We start from the raw sequence: 19,188 nt of genomic DNA, 5'->3' as shown, positions 1-19,188 counted from the left end.
GGGTTTTTTCGAAAAAAGATTAGCCTATCAGACGCTTTCGTAATATACTGGGTTAAAGTCATTTTTCGGAGAGAATAATGACGGTGGACATCAATTATGCATACTGCACAAGGTAGGGAGTGGATTTGCGTTGTCATTGTACGTCATGAAATTTGGGGGCAGCTCGGTCGGAGATACAGAGCGCATGAAGCGTGTAGCCGGACGTGTTGTAGAAAAAGCGGATGAAGGACATCAGTGTGTAGTCGTGGTTTCGGCCATGGGGGATACCACGGATGATCTGATTGATCAGGCGAAACAGCTGAACAGTGAACTGCCTGCACGTGAGATGGATATGCTTTTGACTACGGGAGAACAGATCTCGATTTCATTGTTATCCATGGCGATTCAGGCACTAGGACGCAAAGCCATTTCATTTACAGGCTGGCAAGCGGGATTCCGGACAGAGCCGGTACACGGCAAAGCACGGATTAACGATATTCATCCGGAACGGGTGAATGAGGCGCTGGCTGAGGGCAACATTGTAATCGTTGCAGGTTTCCAGGGAATGACGGAAGACGGCGAGATTACGACACTTGGCCGCGGGGGATCGGATACAACAGCAGTAGCCTTGGCAGCAGCTATTAAGGCGGATGCTTGTGAGATTTACACGGATGTAGATGGTATCTATTCCACCGATCCGCGGATCGTGAAGGTTGCACGCAAGCTTAAGGAAATTTCGTACGACGAGATGCTGGAACTGGCCAACCTGGGAGCAGCGGTATTGCATCCGCGTGCTGTTGAATACGCGAAGCATTCCGGTGTGCCTTTGATTGTAAGATCCAGCTTTAACCATAATGAAGGAACGGTTGTGAAGGAGGAAGCAACAATGGAACAAGGCGTGGTAGTTAGTGGAATTGCCTATGACAAAAATGTGGCTCGCATCAGTATTCTGGGTGTACCAGACGTACCGGGGGTTCTCGCTGAAGTGTTTGGTGCCCTTGCATCAGAACAGCTGGATGTCGACATTATCGTTCAGAGTGGTGTGATGGACGGTAAAGCAGACTTCTCGTTCTCTGTTGCGCTGTCTGACCGGGAGAACGCACTGCGTGTCATTGAAGCCCTCCATAGCCGCCTGCCTTACCGTGAAGTTACTTCTGAAGAAGACCTGGTGAAAGTCTCCATCGTTGGCGCAGGCATGGTTAGCCATCCGGGTGTTGCTGCGAAGATGTTCAAAGTCATCTCGGGCGAAGGCGTGAGCATCAAGATGGTCAGCACTTCCGAGATCAAGGTATCCTGTGTTATTGACGGAGAGAAGCTTCATGACGTAATTAAGGCGCTGCATACAGCATATGATCTGGATACGGCTGAGCAGGCAGTCATTGGCGGACCGCAAGTTCGCAGATAAAAACAATACAGTTGTAAAGACACACTAAAGGTGTACTGTGTATTCCCATTCGGGATCGCAGTACACCTTTTTAGGTTGTTCACAGCAATTTAAACAGCCGTTCCTTACGTGTTCCTCTGAATGGTTGCATCCGGTTCCCTTCACCCATCTCTGGAACACAGTCCAGCAAGTTCAATTGGGTGCAATACGTTATGTCATGTATCCTCCCTAGCCTTTCCAGCCTTCGACCACCAGCGGATACTCTAACAAGATCGGGTAATTTATCCTCGGCATGAGAGGCAGCCTGATGGAGCGCCAGGCCCAAATCGTTCAGCCTAATGGGGAAAGTGGATTGTCGGTACAACTCCTCGATAATGCTGCCTGCACATAAACCATCTTCCAGCGCGAACTCATCCTGATCCCCTGCGCATAACAATAAAATATCCCGGCGCAGCTCGCACAGAACATCCGCGACAGCCTTCACATTGAGAAATGAGCCTGCGAACACATGTCTAGCCTTGGATGCCTTGATCAGGGCACGTGTACCATCTGTCGTAGTCAGAATAATGGTTTTACCCGCAATATTCGGAGTCATATATTCATAGGGGGAATTGCCCACCTCGAATCCTGTAATTTTTTTATCAAAACGCTCCCCACCACGAATGGCATCCTGCACGTTCAATTGTTTCGCTTGAGGAACAGTTTCTACAGCAATGACGTCCGCTGCATCGTATGCCAGTGCCGTAACGATGGTACTGGTCGTTCGCAACACATCGATAACAACCACACATCGTCCTGCAATATCCATTCTTCGAACTTCATTCACATTACCTACCACATCGACTCGCACTCCCCACAACTCCTTTCTGTATTTGGGGATAGGTGGTTCTGTCCTTTTTATCCCGGAATGAATATCACCTGTCTGCAAGCACTATATGCACTTGGATCTAGACGGGTGCCTAGAACAAGAACAGTAGTCTGATCTATGATTTTTAAACTCTCCTCCCTATTTTGAAGAAAATGATAGAGTTCAGCGTCATAAATTCAATGTACACACATAAACTTGAGATATGAACAAGCACCAGGAACGCAATAAAACCGAATTCAAGGTTGGAGGGGCCTATTCATGATGGTGAACTGGAAGGATCTCTTTCCGGAACCGATTCGAACCATTCTGGGAAGAATGCCGCCCGCTTTATTAGATAAAGTGGAGGAAGTACGTATCCGTGAAGGAAGACCACTGGAAATCAATGCAGGAGACACCTATCACTTCCTCACACCCCAGGGCAGTCCGACTTCGAAGCCTGATGAAGCCTATATTCCTTTAAAAGAGGTAACACACAGGCTGCTGGATCTGATCAGCAATCATTCGCTTTATACATTGGAAGAGGAGCTGCGTAAAGGCTTCATCACTATTCCTGGCGGGCATCGGATTGGACTGGCTGGCCGAACAGTGCTAAGTGGAGGCCGCGTCGAATACCTGCGCGACATCAATGGATTCAATGTCAGGGTGGCCCGAGAAATTCACGGAGTCGCTGATCGGATTTTGCCATATCTGCTGGACATGAAAAGTGGACAGGTCATGCACACCTTAATTCTTTCACCTCCGCAGCAAGGCAAGACCACATTACTGCGGGATCTGGCAAGACAGATTAGCAGTGGAACCAAACTTACGGGTGTCAATGAACTTGTTCAGGGCATGCGTCCACGTCTAAAGGTTGGCATCGTTGATGAGCGGTCCGAAATTGCTGGAAGCTACAAGGGCGTACCTGGATTTGATGTGGGACCTCGTACCGATGTCATGGACGGTTGTCCAAAGGCTGAGGGCATGATGATGATGCTTCGCTCCATGTCTCCCGATGTTCTGATCGTGGACGAGATAGGCCGACCGGAAGATGCGGAGGCGGTCATGGAAGCACTACATGCAGGCGTATCGGTCATCGCCACTGCGCATGGTCGTGATCTGGCCGAGCTTTCTTCCAGACCTGCACTGAGAACCCTGATCGTCGAGCAGATGTTCCAGCGTTATGTACAGCTGCAACGGACGAGCCGGGGCATGACCTTTCGAATGGCCGATGGCAAAATGCGCGGTCTCCAGCAGGCAGAAGTGGGAGGTGAGGCCTTTGGTTAACATGCTCGGTGCCGTCATCATTCTGCTGGCCAGTACCCTAGCCGGATTCTACAAGGCGAGGCAGTATGCCTTGAGGCCAAGACAACTGCGAGAATTAATCGCTGCTCTTCAGCGGTTGATGACAGAGATTAACTACGGGCTGACCCCGTTGCCTGATGCTATGGGGAAAATGGGGGCCCAGACAAAAGAGCCTGTTCGGACGCTGTTCCTCCACGCAGCCAAGCAGATGGAGCCACCTCATGGACACACTGCTCGTGAGAGTCTTCAGTCTGGTATAGAAGAGGCATGGGGAAGATCAGCCATGAAGGCGGACGAGCGGGAGGTCATGCTGCAATTGAGCTTCAGCCTTGGCACCAGCGATCGTCAGGATCAGACCAAGCACATCTCGTTAGCCATTCAGCAACTAATGCATGAGGAATCCCGCGCCCAAGCCGATCAAATGAAATATGAACGAATGTGCCGCAGTCTCGGGATGCTTGTCGGAGCGTTAATCGTCATTCTGATCTTCTGAAATAGCCGGGATAGTGAGGTGCCAAGGTCATGAATTTAGAAGTGAACGCAATCTTTCAAATTGCGGGCATCGGAATCATCATTGCAATGATTCATACGGTGCTGAAACAAATGGGAAAGGAAGATATGGCTCACTGGGTGACCGTGATCGGATTTGTCGTTGTATTGTTCATGGTGGTCCGAATGCTGGACAGCCTGCTGCAAGAGATCAAATCGATATTTCTTTTTCAATGAAAACGGTCATGAAGCCGGGATGGTGGTGACCTGTGGAAATTATCCAAGTTATAGGTCTGGCGCTCATCGCAACGGTGCTCATTCTAGTTATCAAAGAACAGAAGCCGATGTTCGCTTTTCTGATAGCTGCTGCTACCGGCATCGTGATCTTCATGCTGCTGATTGGCAAGATTGGCGCGGTGATCGAGGTGTTGAAACGGCTTGCCGAGAATTCAGGCATGGAGAGCATTTATCTGAAAACTGTACTGAAAATTATAGGCATAGCGTACATTGCTGAATTCGGCGCACAGATTGTCAGGGATGCAGGCCAGGAGAGCATTGCTTCTAAAATTGAACTTGCTGGCAAGGTGCTGATCCTTGTACTCGCGATACCCATCATCAGCATTATTATCGAAACCGTCATGAAGCTGATGCCGGTATAGAGGGAGGCGTGCGGACTTCATATGAAAATGATGCATCACAAGCCGCAGTGGCGCCTTACCTTCGTGCTGACGCTGTGTTTTCTATTTGCCATCATGGGACAGGTGGCCGCTGGTTCTCCCTCGGGAGAGTGGATGCAGCAGCAGGCTGACCAGCTTCCCAAGGATCAGGTGGAAAAGTATTGGGACCAACTCATGCAACAATACGGTGGTTTTTTCCCGGAAGGAAAAACGCCTTCTTTTATGGATATGTTAGTGCCCGGCAATGAAGGGTTTAGCCTGAAGTCAGTGTTTATAGCGATTGGAACCTTCATGCTGCATGAAATTTTATATAACGGCAAGCTTCTGGTCACGATTGTGATGCTGAGTGTGCTGAGCATGATTCTGGAGACGTTGCAGACCGCTTTTGAGAAAAACAATATTAGCAAAATCGCTTATTCCATTTGTTACATGGTCATTATTATCATCGCCATAAACAGCTTCAGTGTGGCGATTGGATACGCCAAGGATGCCATTGCCAGCATGATCAACTTTATGATGGCCATGGTGCCCCTGTTGTTTACACTGCTGGCTTCCATGGGAAATGTCATTACCGTTTCTGTGACTCATCCGCTGATCATTTTCATGATTCATCTGGTCGGTACATTGATCCACATGCTGGTGTTCCCGCTACTCTTTTTCTCAGCCGTATTACATCTCGTCAGTTCCTTGTCCGACAAGTACAAGCTTACACAGCTGGCAGATCTCTTACGGAATATTAGTGTAGCTCTGCTCGGTATACTGCTTACGATGTTCCTGGGCGTAATTTCGGTGCAGGGGGCATCGGGCTCCGTGGCAGATGGTGTCAGTCTGAAAGCGGCGAAGTACATCGCAGGCAACTTTGTCCCCATTGTCGGCAGAACGTTTGCGGATGCAACGGACACGGTGATCACAGCGTCACTCCTGGTGAAAAATGCAATCGGACTAACGGGTGTCATCATCATCTTGTTTTTATGCGCGTTTCCTGCACTTAAAATTCTGACGTTAGCCCTGATCTACAACATAACTGGCGCGATCATGCAACCGTTAGGAGATACGCCGATTGTAGGATGTCTGCAAGCGATAGGTAAAAGCATGCTTTACGTATTTGCAGCACTTGCTGCTGTCGGACTGATGTTTTTTCTGGCAATCACGATCCTACTAACCGCAGGCAATCTGACCGTCATGATGAGATGAGGGGATGCTCGATAGAAAGGGGCTGGAAGGATGGGGTGGCTGAGCAGCTGGCTCCGGGAATTGATCATGATCGTTCTGCTGGCGACTTTCGTGGATATGTTATTGCCCAACAGATCCATGGAACGCTATGTCAAGCTTGTGCTGAGCCTCCTTATCCTGCTAACCCTGTTATCGCCTATAACCAAGCTCTTGAAAAGTGATCCTGTTGGCGAGCTTAAGCGAGCGATGACCGCCATGGATTCGCCATCTGATGGAAATGCAACACTTGAACAGATTTTGGCTCAGGGCAGGCGGCTGCAATCCAATGAACAGGAACAATCGCTGCAATGGACAGCCAAAGAGCTGGCTAACGTAATGAAAGGGCAAATTGAAGAAACAACCGGGGAGCGAGTGCAGTCTGTTGAGGTAAAGCTCGCCATGAATACTACTAAGCCGGAGACGGACTTGACTTCCTCGGTGGAACTTCCGGTGATCCAGTATGTTTTGGTGGAGATGACAGGTGAGGCAGCAGCGGGGAAAGTCAGCCTCAACACAGATCAGCAGGAAGCAGCGGCAACGACAACACCGATATTCGAATCTGACCCGGAATCCGAAGCCACTGAATCACCTCCAGTAAAGGAGCCAATCCAGATTGGTCAGATTGAGGTCCCTGATGTACAGATCGAGGTGAACAGTGGCAGCAATCATGAAAGTAGCATGGGTAAGGGTAACTCTGGCGAACCGCAAAATGGACAGGGAGCTGATTCCACACCTGTGTCGGGTGGGCAGGCAGAGACAAACTCTCAGCAAGGACAGACGTCCTCCCGATCTGAACGAGCAGTACAAATAATTACGCTATTGACAGAGAAGTGGGATATCGATGCCAACAAAGTACAGGTGAAAGAAAAGAAAAGCGCTTCGGCGCTGTAAGAAGGAGGGTATCCGATGAGGCAATGGCTCAAAAAGATGGAAAGCTGGCTCGGCGGAGGAGAAGGCGGGCAGCGGCGCAGTCAAACCTTTCGCTGGCTGATTATCCTTGGTTTGATCGGTGTCGGAATTATGCTGTTCAACTCTTTCGTCAATGTCAAAAAGATTGATTCCGAAAATATCGGTCGCGAGCCTCCTGATCCGGCTACATCCATGGCATCCATACAGGCGGATCCGACGGATCAGAATCCATTTCAGGCGATAGAGATCGCATTTGAGGACAAGATCAAGGGTGTGCTGGAAAATATCGTTGGTGTGGGAACTGTTGATGTGATGGTGACCGTGGATTCTACAGAGGAGCTTGTTGTACAGCGTAATGTGAAGGATTCGCAGCAGCTCACCGAAGAAACGGATGCAAACGGGGGAAAGCGACATATGACGCAATATACCCGGGATGGCGAAATTATAACGTATGAAATATCAGGGGATCAGACACCGATTGTCACGAAAAAGCTCAAACCGCAGATCCGGGGCGTGCTTGTCGTTGCCAGAGGTGCAGAGAACAAGGTTGTGAAGGACCTGATTACAGATGCTGTGGAAAAAGGACTGAATGTTGCGGCCTACCGGATTTCGGTTGTTCCGCGCAAACAAGATTAGTCCGAAACCATGAATCACAAGATTTGATTGTCATAAGAATGAAGCCAATTCGAGGAGGAAGTTCTAATGAATAACAAACGTCAAACGGTATGGCTCGTATCCATGCTGAGTCTGATGGTCATTTTGTCCGCCTATTACCTGTTCACTGAAGATTCCGGTCCGGTTAATACGCCTGTAGCTGAGAGCACGCAGGTGGATGGTATGAAACAGGGAGAAGCGAAGGAAACGGCTGGAATCCTTGATCCGACAGAAGGTCTGGTTGTGAATGAAGTGGTGAATGGCGGCGAAGTTACAGGCACTGAAGGAGATCAAACGGCAGCTGAATCTGTGGATAATCCTGCGGTTGTAGACGGTAAAGAAGCTGGAGACACCGAGAAATCACCAGCTGCGGAATCCGGCGAGAAACAAGGTGAAGCGGGTAAAGGCAGCGAGAAAGGTACAGACAAAGGAACAGACAAAGGAACAGACAAAGGCGCAGTAACCACCCCTGAGACAAGTACTGGAACAGAAGGCAGCGCAACGAAAACCGATGAGGACGTTCTCAAAGAGATGGAGGAGCAGAATACGGCAGCGTCTGCGAGCAGCCAGTTCCAGAACTACCAGTGGCAGCGTGAGGAGAGCAACAATCGCAAGTATGAAGAACTTATGACCGTTGCGGGTGATCTGAGCAAAACACCAGAAGAAAATGCCAAAGCAACAGAGCAGCTTCGTACGCTGGAAGAAAAAGAAGCCAAAATCAATGGCATCGAAGAAACCCTGTCACAACAGTTTGCCAATGCCATCGTTCAGGAGGATGCCGACAAGTATAAAGTTGTTGTTCTCAGTGACAAACTGGATGTAAAACAGGCGGTTTCCATTGTGGATCTGGTGATGAAAGAACTGGCTGTATCCCAAAATAAAATCAGCGTGCAATACGTGACAGAACAGTAATCTAAAAAATGGAAAAGTAGCCCCGAGAACTGGATCAGATCTCGGGCTCTTTCCATTTTTAATGATTATGATATAATACATAAAGCCATATGACCGTCCTAGTGAGACTGGCATGATGCCGAAGGAGTGAATAATGGAAATGTTTAAATTGAGTGAGATCAAAGAGCTGATCAAACTGGTAGATGAAAGTTCCGTTCAAGAGTTGGAAATTGAAAACGAAGGATCACGGTTGTCGATTCGCAAACCGGGTAAAACCGAGTATGTTCAGGCAGCTGCTATTCAACCGCAAATGATTGCTGCACCACAGGTGCAACCCGCTGCAGTGGTGGCTGAGGCTGCTCCTCAAGTCGATACTACAAGTCATTTACATAAAATTGTATCCCCGATGGTGGGTACTTTTTACAGAGCTTCCTCGCCGGAAGCGGGTCCTTTTGTAAGCGCTGGTGATAAAGTTGTTGAGAAAACAACGGTATGTATCATTGAGGCGATGAAGCTGATGAACGAGCTTGATGCTGACATCAAGGGAGAAATCGTTGAAGTGCTGGTTGAGAACGGACAGCTGGTTGAGTATGGACAACCCCTGTTCCTGGTGAAACCGGAATAACGGTTATAACCGCATAACGGCAACTGCATGAGCTTCGAAGGAGGACAATAACGAAATGAAATTTCAAAAAATACTGATTGCGAACCGTGGCGAAATTGCGGTACGTATTATTCGTGCCTGTCGTGAAATCGGCATTTCGACGGTAGCAGTCTATTCGGAAGCGGATAAAGACTCCCTGCATGTTCGTCTCGCAGATGAAGCGTATTGTATCGGGCCTACACTTTCGAAAGACAGTTATCTAAACTTCACCAACCTGATGAGTGTAGCTACACTGACAGAATGTGATGCGATCCACCCAGGTTATGGATTCCTGGCAGAGAACGCTGATTTTGCAGAAATCTGTGGTTCCTGCAATATTACGTTCATCGGCCCTTCTCCAGAAGCCATTACCAAAATGGGTGATAAGGCTGTCGCCAAACAAACGATGAAGGATGCAGGTGTTCCTGTCATTCCGGGATCCGACGGTTTGGTTGAAAATATGAATGAAGCCATTATGATTGCTAGAGATATTGGATATCCTGTCATTATCAAAGCTACCGCTGGTGGTGGAGGTAAAGGGATTCGTATTGCTGAAGATGAAGAGGCGCTGATCAAACAAATTACAGCTGCCCAGCAGGAAGCACAGAAAGCTTTCGGCAATGCCGGAGTATATCTGGAGAAATTCCTGACAGGCATGAAGCACGTGGAAATTCAGATCATTGCAGACAAACATGGAAATGCAGTGCATCTGGGCGAGCGTGATTGTTCTGTTCAGCGTCGACGTCAAAAGCTGGTGGAAGAAGCACCTTGTCCAATCATCTCCGAAGATGTGCGTACATTGATGGGAGAAGCCGCAGTAAGGGCAGCGCTTGCGGTGAATTACTCGGGAGCAGGTACACTTGAGTTCTTGCTCAGCCCTAACGGTGAATTCTATTTCATGGAAATGAATACACGTATTCAGGTTGAACACCCTGTAACTGAAATGGTTACTGGCGTGGATTTGATCCGCGAAATGATCTCGGTAGCTGAAGGCAATCCGCTTTCATTCCGTCAGGAAGATGTTGTGATCAATGGCTGGTCCATTGAGTGCCGTATCAACGCAGAAGATCCGGACCGTAATTTTATGCCGTCACCAGGCAAAATTGGTTTCTATCTTGCACCAGGAGGACCGGGTGTACGTGTAGATAGTGCAGCTTATCCGGGATACACGATCTCTCCTTATTATGACTCCATGATCGCCAAATTGATCGTGTGGGGAGCAAACCGTGAAGAGGCTATCGCGAAGATGAAGCGTGCATTGGCTGAATTTGCGATTGAAGGCATTTCCACAACGATTCCTTTTCATCAGAAATTGCTGGAGCATCCAACGTTTGTTCGTGGGGACTTTGATATCAAATTTCTTGAGGAAAATGAGATTTAAAAGGTATATTGGGCTTGTTTGTCATAATGTAGCCCAAATGATATAGTATGTAATAATAAGAGCGCATGTCTCCTGCAGAGGATAAGCCGCCGCACATACGCGGATGAAGTTGCAGGAGTTCCGGTAAAGCCGGACCGGAAGGGTTCTGAAGGCCAGATAGGCCTGAGCACCAGCGCCCTGACGGATGGCCGCAAACTTATTTCGCGAAAGGTGTGTTGAACAGTTATGAGTACACTGCCGACAGAATTTGAACGAACGGATATCGGTGAAATCCAGATCGCACCTGAAGTTATTGAAGTGATCGCTGGACTGGCTACAGTTGAAGTTAAAGGTGTTGCAGGCATGAGCGGTGGATTCGCTGGTGGATTTGCTGAATTGCTTGGTCGCAAAAACCTTTCCAAAGGCGTTAAGGTTGAAGTAGGTCAGCGTGAAGCTGCTGTGGATGTTTCCGTTATTATTGAATATGGTTACCGTCTGCCACAGGTGGCTACCGAAATTCAACAGAACGTGAAGCGCTCCATTGAGAACATGACAGGATTGAATGTGAATGAAGTGAATGTGCACATTCATGACGTTCAGTTCAAGAGCACCGAGAAAGTGGAAGAAATCGACCTGAACAGTCAGCGCGTAAAATAAAAGAAGACAGATTCCCCCGGCATCACTGCCGGGGGTTATCCCGTCTTGGACAGGTCTTCATAATAAGCGTAAGCTTGCACCTGAGGGTTATCCTTTTGCCAAAGGGCAGGTTAAGCCATGTTAGTGAGCAAGGGAGGCTGTGCAGTTCGTGGCTAAAATACTGGATCGGCTTCTGTTGTTTATATACAGCATAAGCGTTGGAGCAATATCGGCAGCAGTCATACTTCTTATCAGTGGTGTGCTGCCTTACGAATTGAATTACCAGCAGGAACAAAACGTCATTATTGCGGCGGTAGTTGCAGCAGCAATTTTGTTTATCCTGAGTTTGCGATTTTTCTACATCTCGGTTCGGCGTGATCGTGCTTCATTGCCATCTGTAGATCAGCGTACTGAGTATGGTGATGTGCAGATTTCGATGGAAACGATTGAAAATCTCTGTCTCAAAGCAACTTCCCGTTTCCGGGGAGTTCGTGATGTCAAAGCTCGTATTCGTGTGGTTGAATCCGGACTGGAGATTATGATCCGTGCAGTAGTGGATGGCGAGACGCCAATCCCGACGCTGACAGCCGAACTGCAGAAGGCAATACATGATCATGTACAGGAGATTACGGGTATCCCGGTTTCTTTTGTCACCGTGTATATTGCCAACGTTACCCAGTCGCCTAACTACAAGAGTCGAGTGGAATGAGGTGAGTTTCACTGATGCTGTGGAGAGAGATTTGGGATAGTCACAGAGGCCGAATTACTGGAATTGTCGGCGGCATCTTTTTTGGATTTCTTTATGTATGGATCGGTTTTTGGGATATGTTGTTCTTTGCACTCTTGGTGTTCATCGGTTATACATTAGGCAGACGAAGCGACTCAAAGCTGGGCTCGTTCATTCCCTGGAGGGAATGGGGGCAATGGCTTGGTGATCGCTGGCGTCCCTTTAAGTGAGCCACCTGAACCCTGCAATATGTTTCTTCCGAAAATAGAGCTGTAGTTTAGGTTGCCCGTTTTTTGGAGGAAACGATTGCAGGTTTTTTTGTGAAAAGGGATAACAATATAATAAGATCTCTGATTCCATCAAAGATTTTATATTTTAAAATAAGCATGATGACGCTCCACAGGGAGCGCTGCAGGAGGCAGGACATGAAAAGACGTTTGGCAAGGGAAATTGCAGTACAAAGTCTGTATCAGATGGAAATGAATGAAGTGGGCGCAGCTGAAGCCGTGAATATGCTGATTAATGAAGCCGCTGAAGACAATGAAACTGAAGTGGTTATTCATGATGCAGATGTAATGCGTACCTACGTGACCGAAATGGTACAGGGCGCATGGAACAATAAAGAAGCGATTGACGGATTATTGGTCGATTATTTGAAAGGCTGGCAGATTAGCCGTCTGTCACGTGTAGATCGCCAGATTTTACGGCTTTCCACGTATGAAATGGTGTTCCGTGATGATATTCCGGCAAAAGTATCTGTCAACGAAGCGATTGAATTGTCCAAGTATTTTGGTACAGATGAATCGGGTAAGTTCGTTAACGGCGTACTTGGGCGCATGATTCAGGAAGTCAGCACCATCAAAGCAAAACTGTCTTAATTTTGTGAGTCACTTAATTATATGTTCACATAAGGGAGAGAGTACAATGACAGCATCTATTATTAACGGAAAAGAAGTATCCCAGGAAATGCGCGCAAGCATGACAACAGAAGTGAAACAGCTTAGCGAACAGGGGGTAGTACCTGGCCTGGCTGTTGTGCTCGTCGGGGAAGATCCGGCATCCCAAGTATATGTGCGTAACAAAGAAAAAGCATGTCATGACCTCGGTTTCTATTCCGAAGTTCATCGTTTGGATGCAAGCACGTCCCAAGAGGATCTGCTCGCGTTGGTGGACAAGCTGAACAAACAGGAATCCATTAACGGTATTTTGGTTCAGCTCCCATTGCCGAAACATATCGAAGAGAAAGCGGTGATTGATGCAATCGCCGTGGACAAGGATGTGGACGGATTCCATCCGGTTAATGTGGGGAACCTCGTCATTGGAGACGATAGTTTGTTGCCATGTACGCCTGCGGGCGTGATTGAGCTAATCAAGCGTACGGGTCTCGAAATGTCAGGCAAACATGCCGTAGTTATCGGTCGCAGCAATATTGTGGGCAAACCGGTATCCTTGCTGCTTCAACGTGAGAACGCAACGGTAACCATGTGTCATTCCCGTACAGCGAACATGAAAGAGATCACCCGTCAGGCAGACATTCTTGTGGTTGCTATCGGTCGTGCAAACTTTGTGGATGCCGATTTCGTCAAACCGGGTGCTGTTGTAATCGATGTGGGAATGAACCGCTTGGATAACGGCAAACTGGCTGGGGATGTAGATTTCGAAAGCGTGAAGACGGTATCTGGCCCAATTACTCCAGTTCCTGGTGGCGTTGGTCCAATGACAATTACCATGTTGATGCAAAATACACTGATCGCAGCCAAACGCGCTCACGGATTGGCCTAGGTAACTGTCTGTGGCAGATCAAAAGATCTACTCCATCAAAGACCTGAACCGATACATCCGGATGAAACTGGAATCGGATCAGGTACTGTCGGATGTATGGCTGCGCGGAGAGATCTCCAATTTTACACATCACTCCAGCGGTCATATGTATTTTACATTGAAGGACAAGGACAGCCGAATTAAGTCCATTATGTTTGCTTCCCATAATCAACGATTGCCCTTTGTACCGAAGGAGGGTGCAAGGGTTATTGCTCGTGGTAATGTTTCGGTATATGAGCGGGATGGACAATATCAGTTCTATGCCACACACATGCAACCGGACGGTATTGGAAGTCTGTATTTGGCCTATGAGCAGCTGAAAAAAAAGCTGGAAGACGAGGGGCTGTTCTCTGCATCACGGAAAAGGCCGATTCCCCGTTTTCCACAGACGATTGGTGTGGTTACTTCACCTACAGGTGCTGCGGTAAGGGATATCATGATTACATTGCAGCGCAGATATCCATCTGCCCAAGTGATTCTATATCCAGTACTCGTTCAAGGTAAAGGTGCGGCTCCATCCATTGTGAAGGCCATCAATAACCTTAACCGAATGGGAGAAGTCGATGTGCTGATTGTTGGACGAGGCGGCGGATCACTGGAGGAGCTATGGGCTTTCAATGAGGAGATCGTGGCAAGAGCAATTGTGGGTTCTGCCATTCCTGTGATTTCAGCGGTTGGGCATGAAACGGATTTTACGATTGCCGATTTTGCTGCTGATCTGCGGGCGGCAACACCTACGGCTGCTGCCGAACTGGCAGTACCCAATCGAGCTGAGCTGCTTGATCAGATCGCTCAGCGCCAGCGTCAGCTGCAGCACAGTTTACGTCAGCGTGCTGTTCATAATCGGGAGCGACTGGCCAGATTGCAACGATCACCTGTGCTTGTGCATCCCAGACGTACCTTAATGCAGCATACGGAGCGGCTGGATATGCTGCAACAGCGTCTTCTGCGAACTGTAGATACACGTATGAAATGGACGACCGAGAAACAGGAGCGTTTGCGTGCAGCGCTGCAGCGGTTCAATCCACGTGAACAGGTGAATGCTGCAAGACGGGAGAATGCATCAGCCCGGCGTCAGCTGGAGGTTGCAATCCGATCCATTACGAGAGCGAAGCAGCAGCAGTGGAAATCATCTGTACGTCATTTGGATGCGCTAAGCCCGCTCAAAGTTATGTCACGCGGATACAGCCTTGTATACGACGAGCAGGAGCAACGATTGATCAAATCGATGAAGGATGTACAGCCTGGAGATTCGATAAAGATTAAATTAACAGACGGACAGCTGGACTGTCAGGTTTGGGGAATGAAGGAGGACGACAATACCCATGGCGAATGAACCGGAATTGAATTTTGAAGAGGCAATGGCGGCATTGGAAGACATCGTAGGTCAGCTTGAGCATGGTGATGTTCCACTGGAACAGGCCATCGATTTGTTTCAGCGCGGAATGAAGCTTTCCCAACTTTGTGGTTTGAAGCTGGAACAAGTGGAACGTAAGATCGAGATGATCGTAGAAGAGGATGGGGAACTTCGCAAGAAACCGTTCGGCGCTGCCGTCGACGAAAGCGGTGAAGTCAATGAGTAATCGTCCTTCGTTTGAAACGTATCTTGAGGAAGTTACAGCTGAAGTGACGGGAGAGTTGAGGCAGGCTCTTCCTGTTCACTGGGATGTGCCTCAGTCACTGGTTGACGCGATGCAGTATTCACTTATGGCCGGGGGCAAACGCCTTCGTCCACTTCTGGTCGTTGCTGCGGCGGAAGCCTTCGGTGCACAGCGTACAGCTGCATTGCCGGTAGCCTGCGCCGTGGAGATGGTTCATACGTATTCGTTGATCCACGATGACCTGCCTGCTATGGATAATGACGACTATCGCAGGGGAAAATTAACGAATCACAAAGTGTTTGGTGAAGCGACTGCTATATTGGCTGGCGATGCACTGTTAACGCATGCTTTTTACAGTATTGTTCAGGCAGGTCGTCGCAGCGGTGTGTCAGCAGACGCATTATTGTCCATTGTGGAGGATTTGTCCGAACTGGCAGGAGCGAGAGGCATGGTTGGCGGACAAGTGGCCGATATGGAAGGCGAGCAGGGCATGACAGATCTTGCCCAATTGCAATATATTCATCTGCACAAGACCGGAGATTTAATTGTGTTTTCCCTCATTGCTGGCGCTCGTATTGGTGGTGCGACAGAAGGACAGTTGGAGGCGCTGCGTGTATTTGGCAGAGACCTGGGGCTGGCATTCCAGATTCAGGACGATATTCTGGACCTGACGGGTGACGAGCAGAAAATGGGCAAGAAAACGCAAAGTGATGTGAATCAGCAGAAGGTCACATACCCCTATTTTATTGGCATGGATGCCTCTCTTCAAGAGGTGAAGTCCCTGACGCAATCAGCTAAAGATGCACTTGTTAGAGCGGAGTTACCTGACCCTTCCCGACTGATGGAGATCGCAGATTATCTGATGAGTCGAGATCATTAGTTTTGGTTGAGGGTAACTGTTTCAAATCATTCGGAATCGTTTAATCAATTTAATGTGCTTTTTCTGGGCTTCATGAGGAAGGGTTGGTCCAAGTAGGTATGTGAATACATATTGAGGAAGATCATACGAACCATGCTGGCGAAAATACTCGTTATCTGGAGTAAAGTGCCGTAAATTATGATTCTTGTTCTTTTATGTTATAATGTTTTAATGTTATTTAATAAACTGTGTATATATGGATTACACCAAATCAAACAATCTAGGAAAGCGGGGAGATTCTCGTGCTGCTTCCACAAATTAAACAACCCAGTGATCTAAAGTCGATGTCTCAGGATGATCTCGTTCTTTTGTCGGCAGAGATCCGGCAGTTTCTGATTGAGAAGCTGTCCGTTACAGGGGGCCATCTCGCACCCAACTTAGGAGTGGTTGAGCTCACGGTAGCCCTGCATTATTGCTATAACAGTCCAGTGGACAAAATGATTTTCGATGTAGGGCATCAGGCTTATGTGCACAAGGTTCTAACGGGGCGGATGGATCGCTTCGATACACTGCGTCAGCATAATGGCTTGTGCGGATTTGTTAAACGTAACGAGAGTGAACATGATGTATGGGAAGCGGGCCACAGCAGTACATCGTTATCTGCTGCAATGGGCATGGCGCTTGCCCGTGATCTTAAGGGTGAAAACAATCAGGTCATCGCGATGATCGGGGATGGAGCGCTTACAGGTGGTATGGCCTTTGAAGCTCTCAATCACATTGGTCATGAACAGAAAAAGCTGATGGTTATCCTCAATGATAATGAAATGTCCATTGCTCCGAATGTTGGGGCAATGCATAAATATTTGAGCAAAATTCGTTCGGATCGCCATTATTTGAAAGCCAAGGATGACGTGGAAGGAATGCTCAAAAAAATTCCTGCCATCGGGGATCGTTTGGCCAAATCGGCGAGCTGGATTAAAGATAGTGTCAAATATATGATGGTTCCAGGGGTTCTGTTCGAAGAGCTGGGCTTCACCTATTTGGGACCTATTGATGGACACGACATTCCGAAATTGATTGAAACGTTCAAACAGGCGGATAACGTAGATGGGCCTGTAATGGTTCATGTACTGACAACCAAAGGTAAAGGCTATCAGCCGGCTGAGGCCGATTCACACAAATGGCACGGAATTTCTCCGTACAAAATTGAATCAGGTCAAGTACTCAAAGCTGTGGGCAAACCGATGTATACGGAAGTTTTTGGTAAAACGTTGGTTGATCTTGCCAAGCAGGATAAACGAATTGTAGCGGTAACACCGGCCATGCCAACAGGTTCGGGTCTCATTCCTTTCAGTAAGGAATTCCCTGATCGCATGATTGACGTGGGTATTGCCGAACAGCATGCAGCAACCATGTGTGCAGCACTGGCTATGGAAGGGTTAAAGCCGGTATTTGCGGTCTATTCGACATTTATGCAACGTGCGTATGATCAAATTGTACATGATATTTGTCGTCATAACGCCAATGTCATATTCGCCATTGACCGTGCCGGATTTGTCGGTCCGGATGGTGAAACACATCAAGGTGTGTATGATGTAGCGTTTATGCGTCATATTCCGAATATCGTACTGATGATGCCTAAGGATGAGAATGAACTGCGCCATATGATGAAGACGGCGCTTGAATATAACGAAGGCCCGATTGCTTATCGTTATCCACGAAACAATGTTGTAGGGGTGCCTCTTGACGATGAACTCATTCCGATTCCAATCGGTACATGGGAACAGCTTCGTCCATCAGAAGGCTATGCAATTATCGCTTCGGGATCAATGGTACAGCTTGCTGAAGAAGCTGCCGAAACGGTTAAAAGAGAAGGGATTACGGTTGGTGTAATTAACGCTCGTTTCCTTAAACCGCTTGATGAGCAGATGCTGCGTGATCTGGCAGTTCGAGGCACGAAGTTAATTGTGCTTGAAGAAGCTTCCCAAGCAGGCAGTATGGGCAGTGCAGTTCTGGAGTTTTACGCAGAACAAGGGCTGCATGATGTTCATGTGCAACTGATGGGCATTCCGGATCGATTCATTGAACATGGCAGTATTGAGGATCAAAGAGCTGAAGTGGGACTCACGGTTGAGAATGTGAGTTCGGAGCTGCGCAGCATGGCAGCCCAATCTTCATTTGGTATGTCCAGAACTCGGTTCCCTTCATAACAGGAACAATTAGAGAAACTGGAACACATTATTGATTAATTAGGATTACTAGATGATAGGAGAAAGACATGTCACTCCCGAAAGAACGAATTGATGTTCTGCTGGTTGAGCAGGGATATTACGAAAGTCGTGAGAAGGCAAAAGCTGCAATCATGGCTGGTCTGGTATATGCCAACAATGAGCGGATTGAAAAAGCGGGCATGAAGATTCCACGGGAAGCCGAACTGAAAGTAAAGGGTTCAGTACATCCCTATGTCGGCAGAGGCGGATTAAAGCTTGAAAAAGCGATCCGTCACTTCGATCTCGACATGAATGGACTTGTGATGCTCGATATCGGTTCATCCACTGGTGGATTTACCGATTGTGCCTTACAACATGGCGCATCTCATGTATATGCCATCGACGTAGGTTATAATCAGCTGGATTGGTCACTCCGTAATGATGAACGGGTTACTGTAATGGAAAGAACCAATTTTCGTTATGTGACTCCAGAAGATCTACATGGACCTGTGCCGAATTTTGCCAGTATTGATGTATCTTTTATTTCGCTGAGAATTATTTTGCCACCGTTGCTGGCACTTCTGAAGCAACCGGCAGACATTGTAGCCTTAATTAAACCCCAGTTTGAAGCAGGCCGTGAGAAAGTTGGCAAGTCAGGCGTTGTTCGTGATACTAAGGTTCACAAGGACGTTTTGCAGACGATGCTTCGTTTCGCCAATGAACTTGGATTAAAGCTGAACGGTTTAACATTTTCGCCGATTACAGGCGGAGAAGGCAATATCGAATTTCTCGCTCACTGGCGTCTGGAAGAACCAGAAGCAACACTACAAGAGAACGTTCAGGCTTCACTTGATGCACTTGCAGATCAAGTTGCAATGGAAGCTGCCCATACTTTTACAGGAAACTCATCATAGGATGGGTTTCTTTTCGCTGGAAAGGTGACATTATAAAAGGAAATCGGTTGTCGAAGCTCGAATATGTCTTCGA

General features: G+C 47.9%; 22 protein-coding genes. 21 read left to right on the top strand and 1 reads right to left on the bottom strand.

Going from position 1 to position 19,188, the window contains the following annotated elements:
• Positions 1 to 130: 130 nt before the first annotated feature.
• The gene (locus BMY78_RS16690; RefSeq protein ID WP_090900813.1) at positions 131 to 1,384 is read left to right on the top strand and encodes an aspartate kinase; all 1,254 of its coding nucleotides are present in this window, start codon (positions 131 to 133) and stop codon (positions 1,382 to 1,384) included.
• A 79-nt stretch (positions 1,385 to 1,463) separates the two neighbouring features.
• Here BMY78_RS16690 and BMY78_RS16685 read toward each other — a convergent pair whose 3' ends face one another.
• Positions 1,464 to 2,213, bottom strand: a complete 750-nt coding sequence (locus tag BMY78_RS16685) for a 2-phosphosulfolactate phosphatase (RefSeq protein WP_090900810.1) — start codon at positions 2,211 to 2,213, stop codon at positions 1,464 to 1,466.
• Positions 2,214 to 2,489: 276 nt separating this feature from the next.
• On the opposite strand from BMY78_RS16685, the gene spoIIIAA reads away from it, so the two are divergent.
• From spoIIIAA to BMY78_RS16585, 20 genes are all read left to right on the top strand, one after another.
• Positions 2,490 to 3,494, top strand: a complete 1,005-nt coding sequence (gene spoIIIAA / locus BMY78_RS16680) for a stage III sporulation protein AA (RefSeq protein WP_090900807.1) — start codon at positions 2,490 to 2,492, stop codon at positions 3,492 to 3,494.
• Positions 3,487 to 4,005: a stage III sporulation protein SpoIIIAB gene (gene spoIIIAB / locus BMY78_RS16675; protein WP_090900804.1), complete on the top strand. Its 519-nt coding sequence runs from the start codon at positions 3,487 to 3,489 to the stop codon at positions 4,003 to 4,005. The genes spoIIIAA and spoIIIAB overlap by 8 nt, the downstream gene beginning before the upstream one ends.
• Before the next feature lie 29 nt (positions 4,006 to 4,034).
• Positions 4,035 to 4,238 carry a stage III sporulation protein AC gene (gene spoIIIAC / locus BMY78_RS16670; RefSeq protein WP_017687585.1) on the top strand — a complete coding sequence of 68 codons (204 nt, stop codon included), beginning with the start codon at positions 4,035 to 4,037 and terminating at the stop codon, positions 4,236 to 4,238.
• A 32-nt stretch (positions 4,239 to 4,270) separates the two neighbouring features.
• Positions 4,271 to 4,660: a stage III sporulation protein AD gene (gene spoIIIAD / locus BMY78_RS16665; RefSeq protein ID WP_090900801.1), complete on the top strand. Its 390-nt coding sequence runs from the start codon at positions 4,271 to 4,273 to the stop codon at positions 4,658 to 4,660.
• Between the two features lie 21 nt (positions 4,661 to 4,681).
• Positions 4,682 to 5,872 (top strand): stage III sporulation protein AE, encoded by a 1,191-nt coding sequence (gene spoIIIAE, locus BMY78_RS16660; RefSeq protein WP_090900799.1) that lies wholly within the window; start codon positions 4,682 to 4,684, stop codon positions 5,870 to 5,872.
• A 30-nt stretch (positions 5,873 to 5,902) separates the two neighbouring features.
• Positions 5,903 to 6,781 (top strand): stage III sporulation protein AF, encoded by an 879-nt coding sequence (gene spoIIIAF, locus BMY78_RS16655; protein WP_090900796.1) that lies wholly within the window; start codon positions 5,903 to 5,905, stop codon positions 6,779 to 6,781.
• A 15-nt stretch (positions 6,782 to 6,796) separates the two neighbouring features.
• Positions 6,797 to 7,435 (top strand): stage III sporulation protein AG, encoded by a 639-nt coding sequence (spoIIIAG, locus tag BMY78_RS16650; protein WP_090900793.1) that lies wholly within the window; start codon positions 6,797 to 6,799, stop codon positions 7,433 to 7,435.
• A gap of 66 nt (positions 7,436 to 7,501) precedes the next feature.
• A complete protein-coding gene (locus tag BMY78_RS16645) occupies positions 7,502 to 8,365 on the top strand; it encodes a SpoIIIAH-like family protein (RefSeq protein WP_090900791.1) in 864 nt (287 codons plus the stop codon).
• Between the two features lie 139 nt (positions 8,366 to 8,504).
• On the top strand, positions 8,505 to 8,969 hold the full coding sequence (accB, locus tag BMY78_RS16640; RefSeq protein ID WP_063565765.1) for an acetyl-CoA carboxylase biotin carboxyl carrier protein: 465 nt from the start codon (positions 8,505 to 8,507) through the stop codon (positions 8,967 to 8,969).
• A 55-nt stretch (positions 8,970 to 9,024) separates the two neighbouring features.
• Positions 9,025 to 10,368 (top strand): acetyl-CoA carboxylase biotin carboxylase subunit, encoded by a 1,344-nt coding sequence (accC, locus tag BMY78_RS16635; protein WP_090900788.1) that lies wholly within the window; start codon positions 9,025 to 9,027, stop codon positions 10,366 to 10,368.
• Between the two features lie 225 nt (positions 10,369 to 10,593).
• Positions 10,594 to 11,004, top strand: a complete 411-nt coding sequence (locus tag BMY78_RS16630; protein ID WP_024630996.1) for an Asp23/Gls24 family envelope stress response protein — start codon at positions 10,594 to 10,596, stop codon at positions 11,002 to 11,004.
• A 148-nt stretch (positions 11,005 to 11,152) separates the two neighbouring features.
• Positions 11,153 to 11,692, top strand: a complete 540-nt coding sequence (amaP, locus tag BMY78_RS16625) for an alkaline shock response membrane anchor protein AmaP (RefSeq protein WP_090900785.1) — start codon at positions 11,153 to 11,155, stop codon at positions 11,690 to 11,692.
• 14 nt (positions 11,693 to 11,706) lie between these two features.
• A complete protein-coding gene (locus BMY78_RS16620) occupies positions 11,707 to 11,940 on the top strand; it encodes a DUF2273 domain-containing protein (RefSeq protein ID WP_053784412.1) in 234 nt (77 codons plus the stop codon).
• Positions 11,941 to 12,135: 195 nt separating this feature from the next.
• Positions 12,136 to 12,588 (top strand): transcription antitermination factor NusB, encoded by a 453-nt coding sequence (gene nusB / locus BMY78_RS16615; RefSeq protein WP_063565701.1) that lies wholly within the window; start codon positions 12,136 to 12,138, stop codon positions 12,586 to 12,588.
• Positions 12,589 to 12,634: 46 nt separating this feature from the next.
• Positions 12,635 to 13,492, top strand: coding sequence for a bifunctional methylenetetrahydrofolate dehydrogenase/methenyltetrahydrofolate cyclohydrolase FolD (folD, locus tag BMY78_RS16610; RefSeq protein ID WP_076291880.1), 858 nt, complete (start codon positions 12,635 to 12,637; stop codon positions 13,490 to 13,492).
• 10 nt (positions 13,493 to 13,502) lie between these two features.
• Positions 13,503 to 14,867 (top strand): exodeoxyribonuclease VII large subunit, encoded by a 1,365-nt coding sequence (gene xseA, locus BMY78_RS16605; RefSeq protein ID WP_090900782.1) that lies wholly within the window; start codon positions 13,503 to 13,505, stop codon positions 14,865 to 14,867.
• Positions 14,857 to 15,114, top strand: a complete 258-nt coding sequence (gene xseB, locus BMY78_RS16600) for an exodeoxyribonuclease VII small subunit (protein WP_063565703.1) — start codon at positions 14,857 to 14,859, stop codon at positions 15,112 to 15,114. The genes xseA and xseB overlap by 11 nt, the downstream gene beginning before the upstream one ends.
• Positions 15,107 to 16,012, top strand: coding sequence for a polyprenyl synthetase family protein (locus BMY78_RS16595; RefSeq protein WP_090900779.1), 906 nt, complete (start codon positions 15,107 to 15,109; stop codon positions 16,010 to 16,012). The genes xseB and BMY78_RS16595 overlap by 8 nt, the downstream gene beginning before the upstream one ends.
• A gap of 281 nt (positions 16,013 to 16,293) precedes the next feature.
• Complete coding sequence (gene dxs / locus BMY78_RS16590; RefSeq protein ID WP_090900776.1) at positions 16,294 to 18,201, top strand: 1-deoxy-D-xylulose-5-phosphate synthase; 1,908 nt, start codon at positions 16,294 to 16,296, stop codon at positions 18,199 to 18,201.
• A gap of 68 nt (positions 18,202 to 18,269) precedes the next feature.
• Complete coding sequence (locus BMY78_RS16585) at positions 18,270 to 19,115, top strand: TlyA family RNA methyltransferase (RefSeq protein WP_090900773.1); 846 nt, start codon at positions 18,270 to 18,272, stop codon at positions 19,113 to 19,115.
• Positions 19,116 to 19,188: the final 73 nt, after the last annotated feature.

The sequence above is a fragment of the Paenibacillus sp. OK076 genome, from assembly GCF_900110055.1.
In the GTDB taxonomy this organism is placed as follows: Bacteria; Bacillota; Bacilli; order Paenibacillales; family Paenibacillaceae; genus Paenibacillus.
Note: the sequence above shows the minus strand (reverse complement) of the source record. Positions and strands in the feature narration are given on the sequence as shown.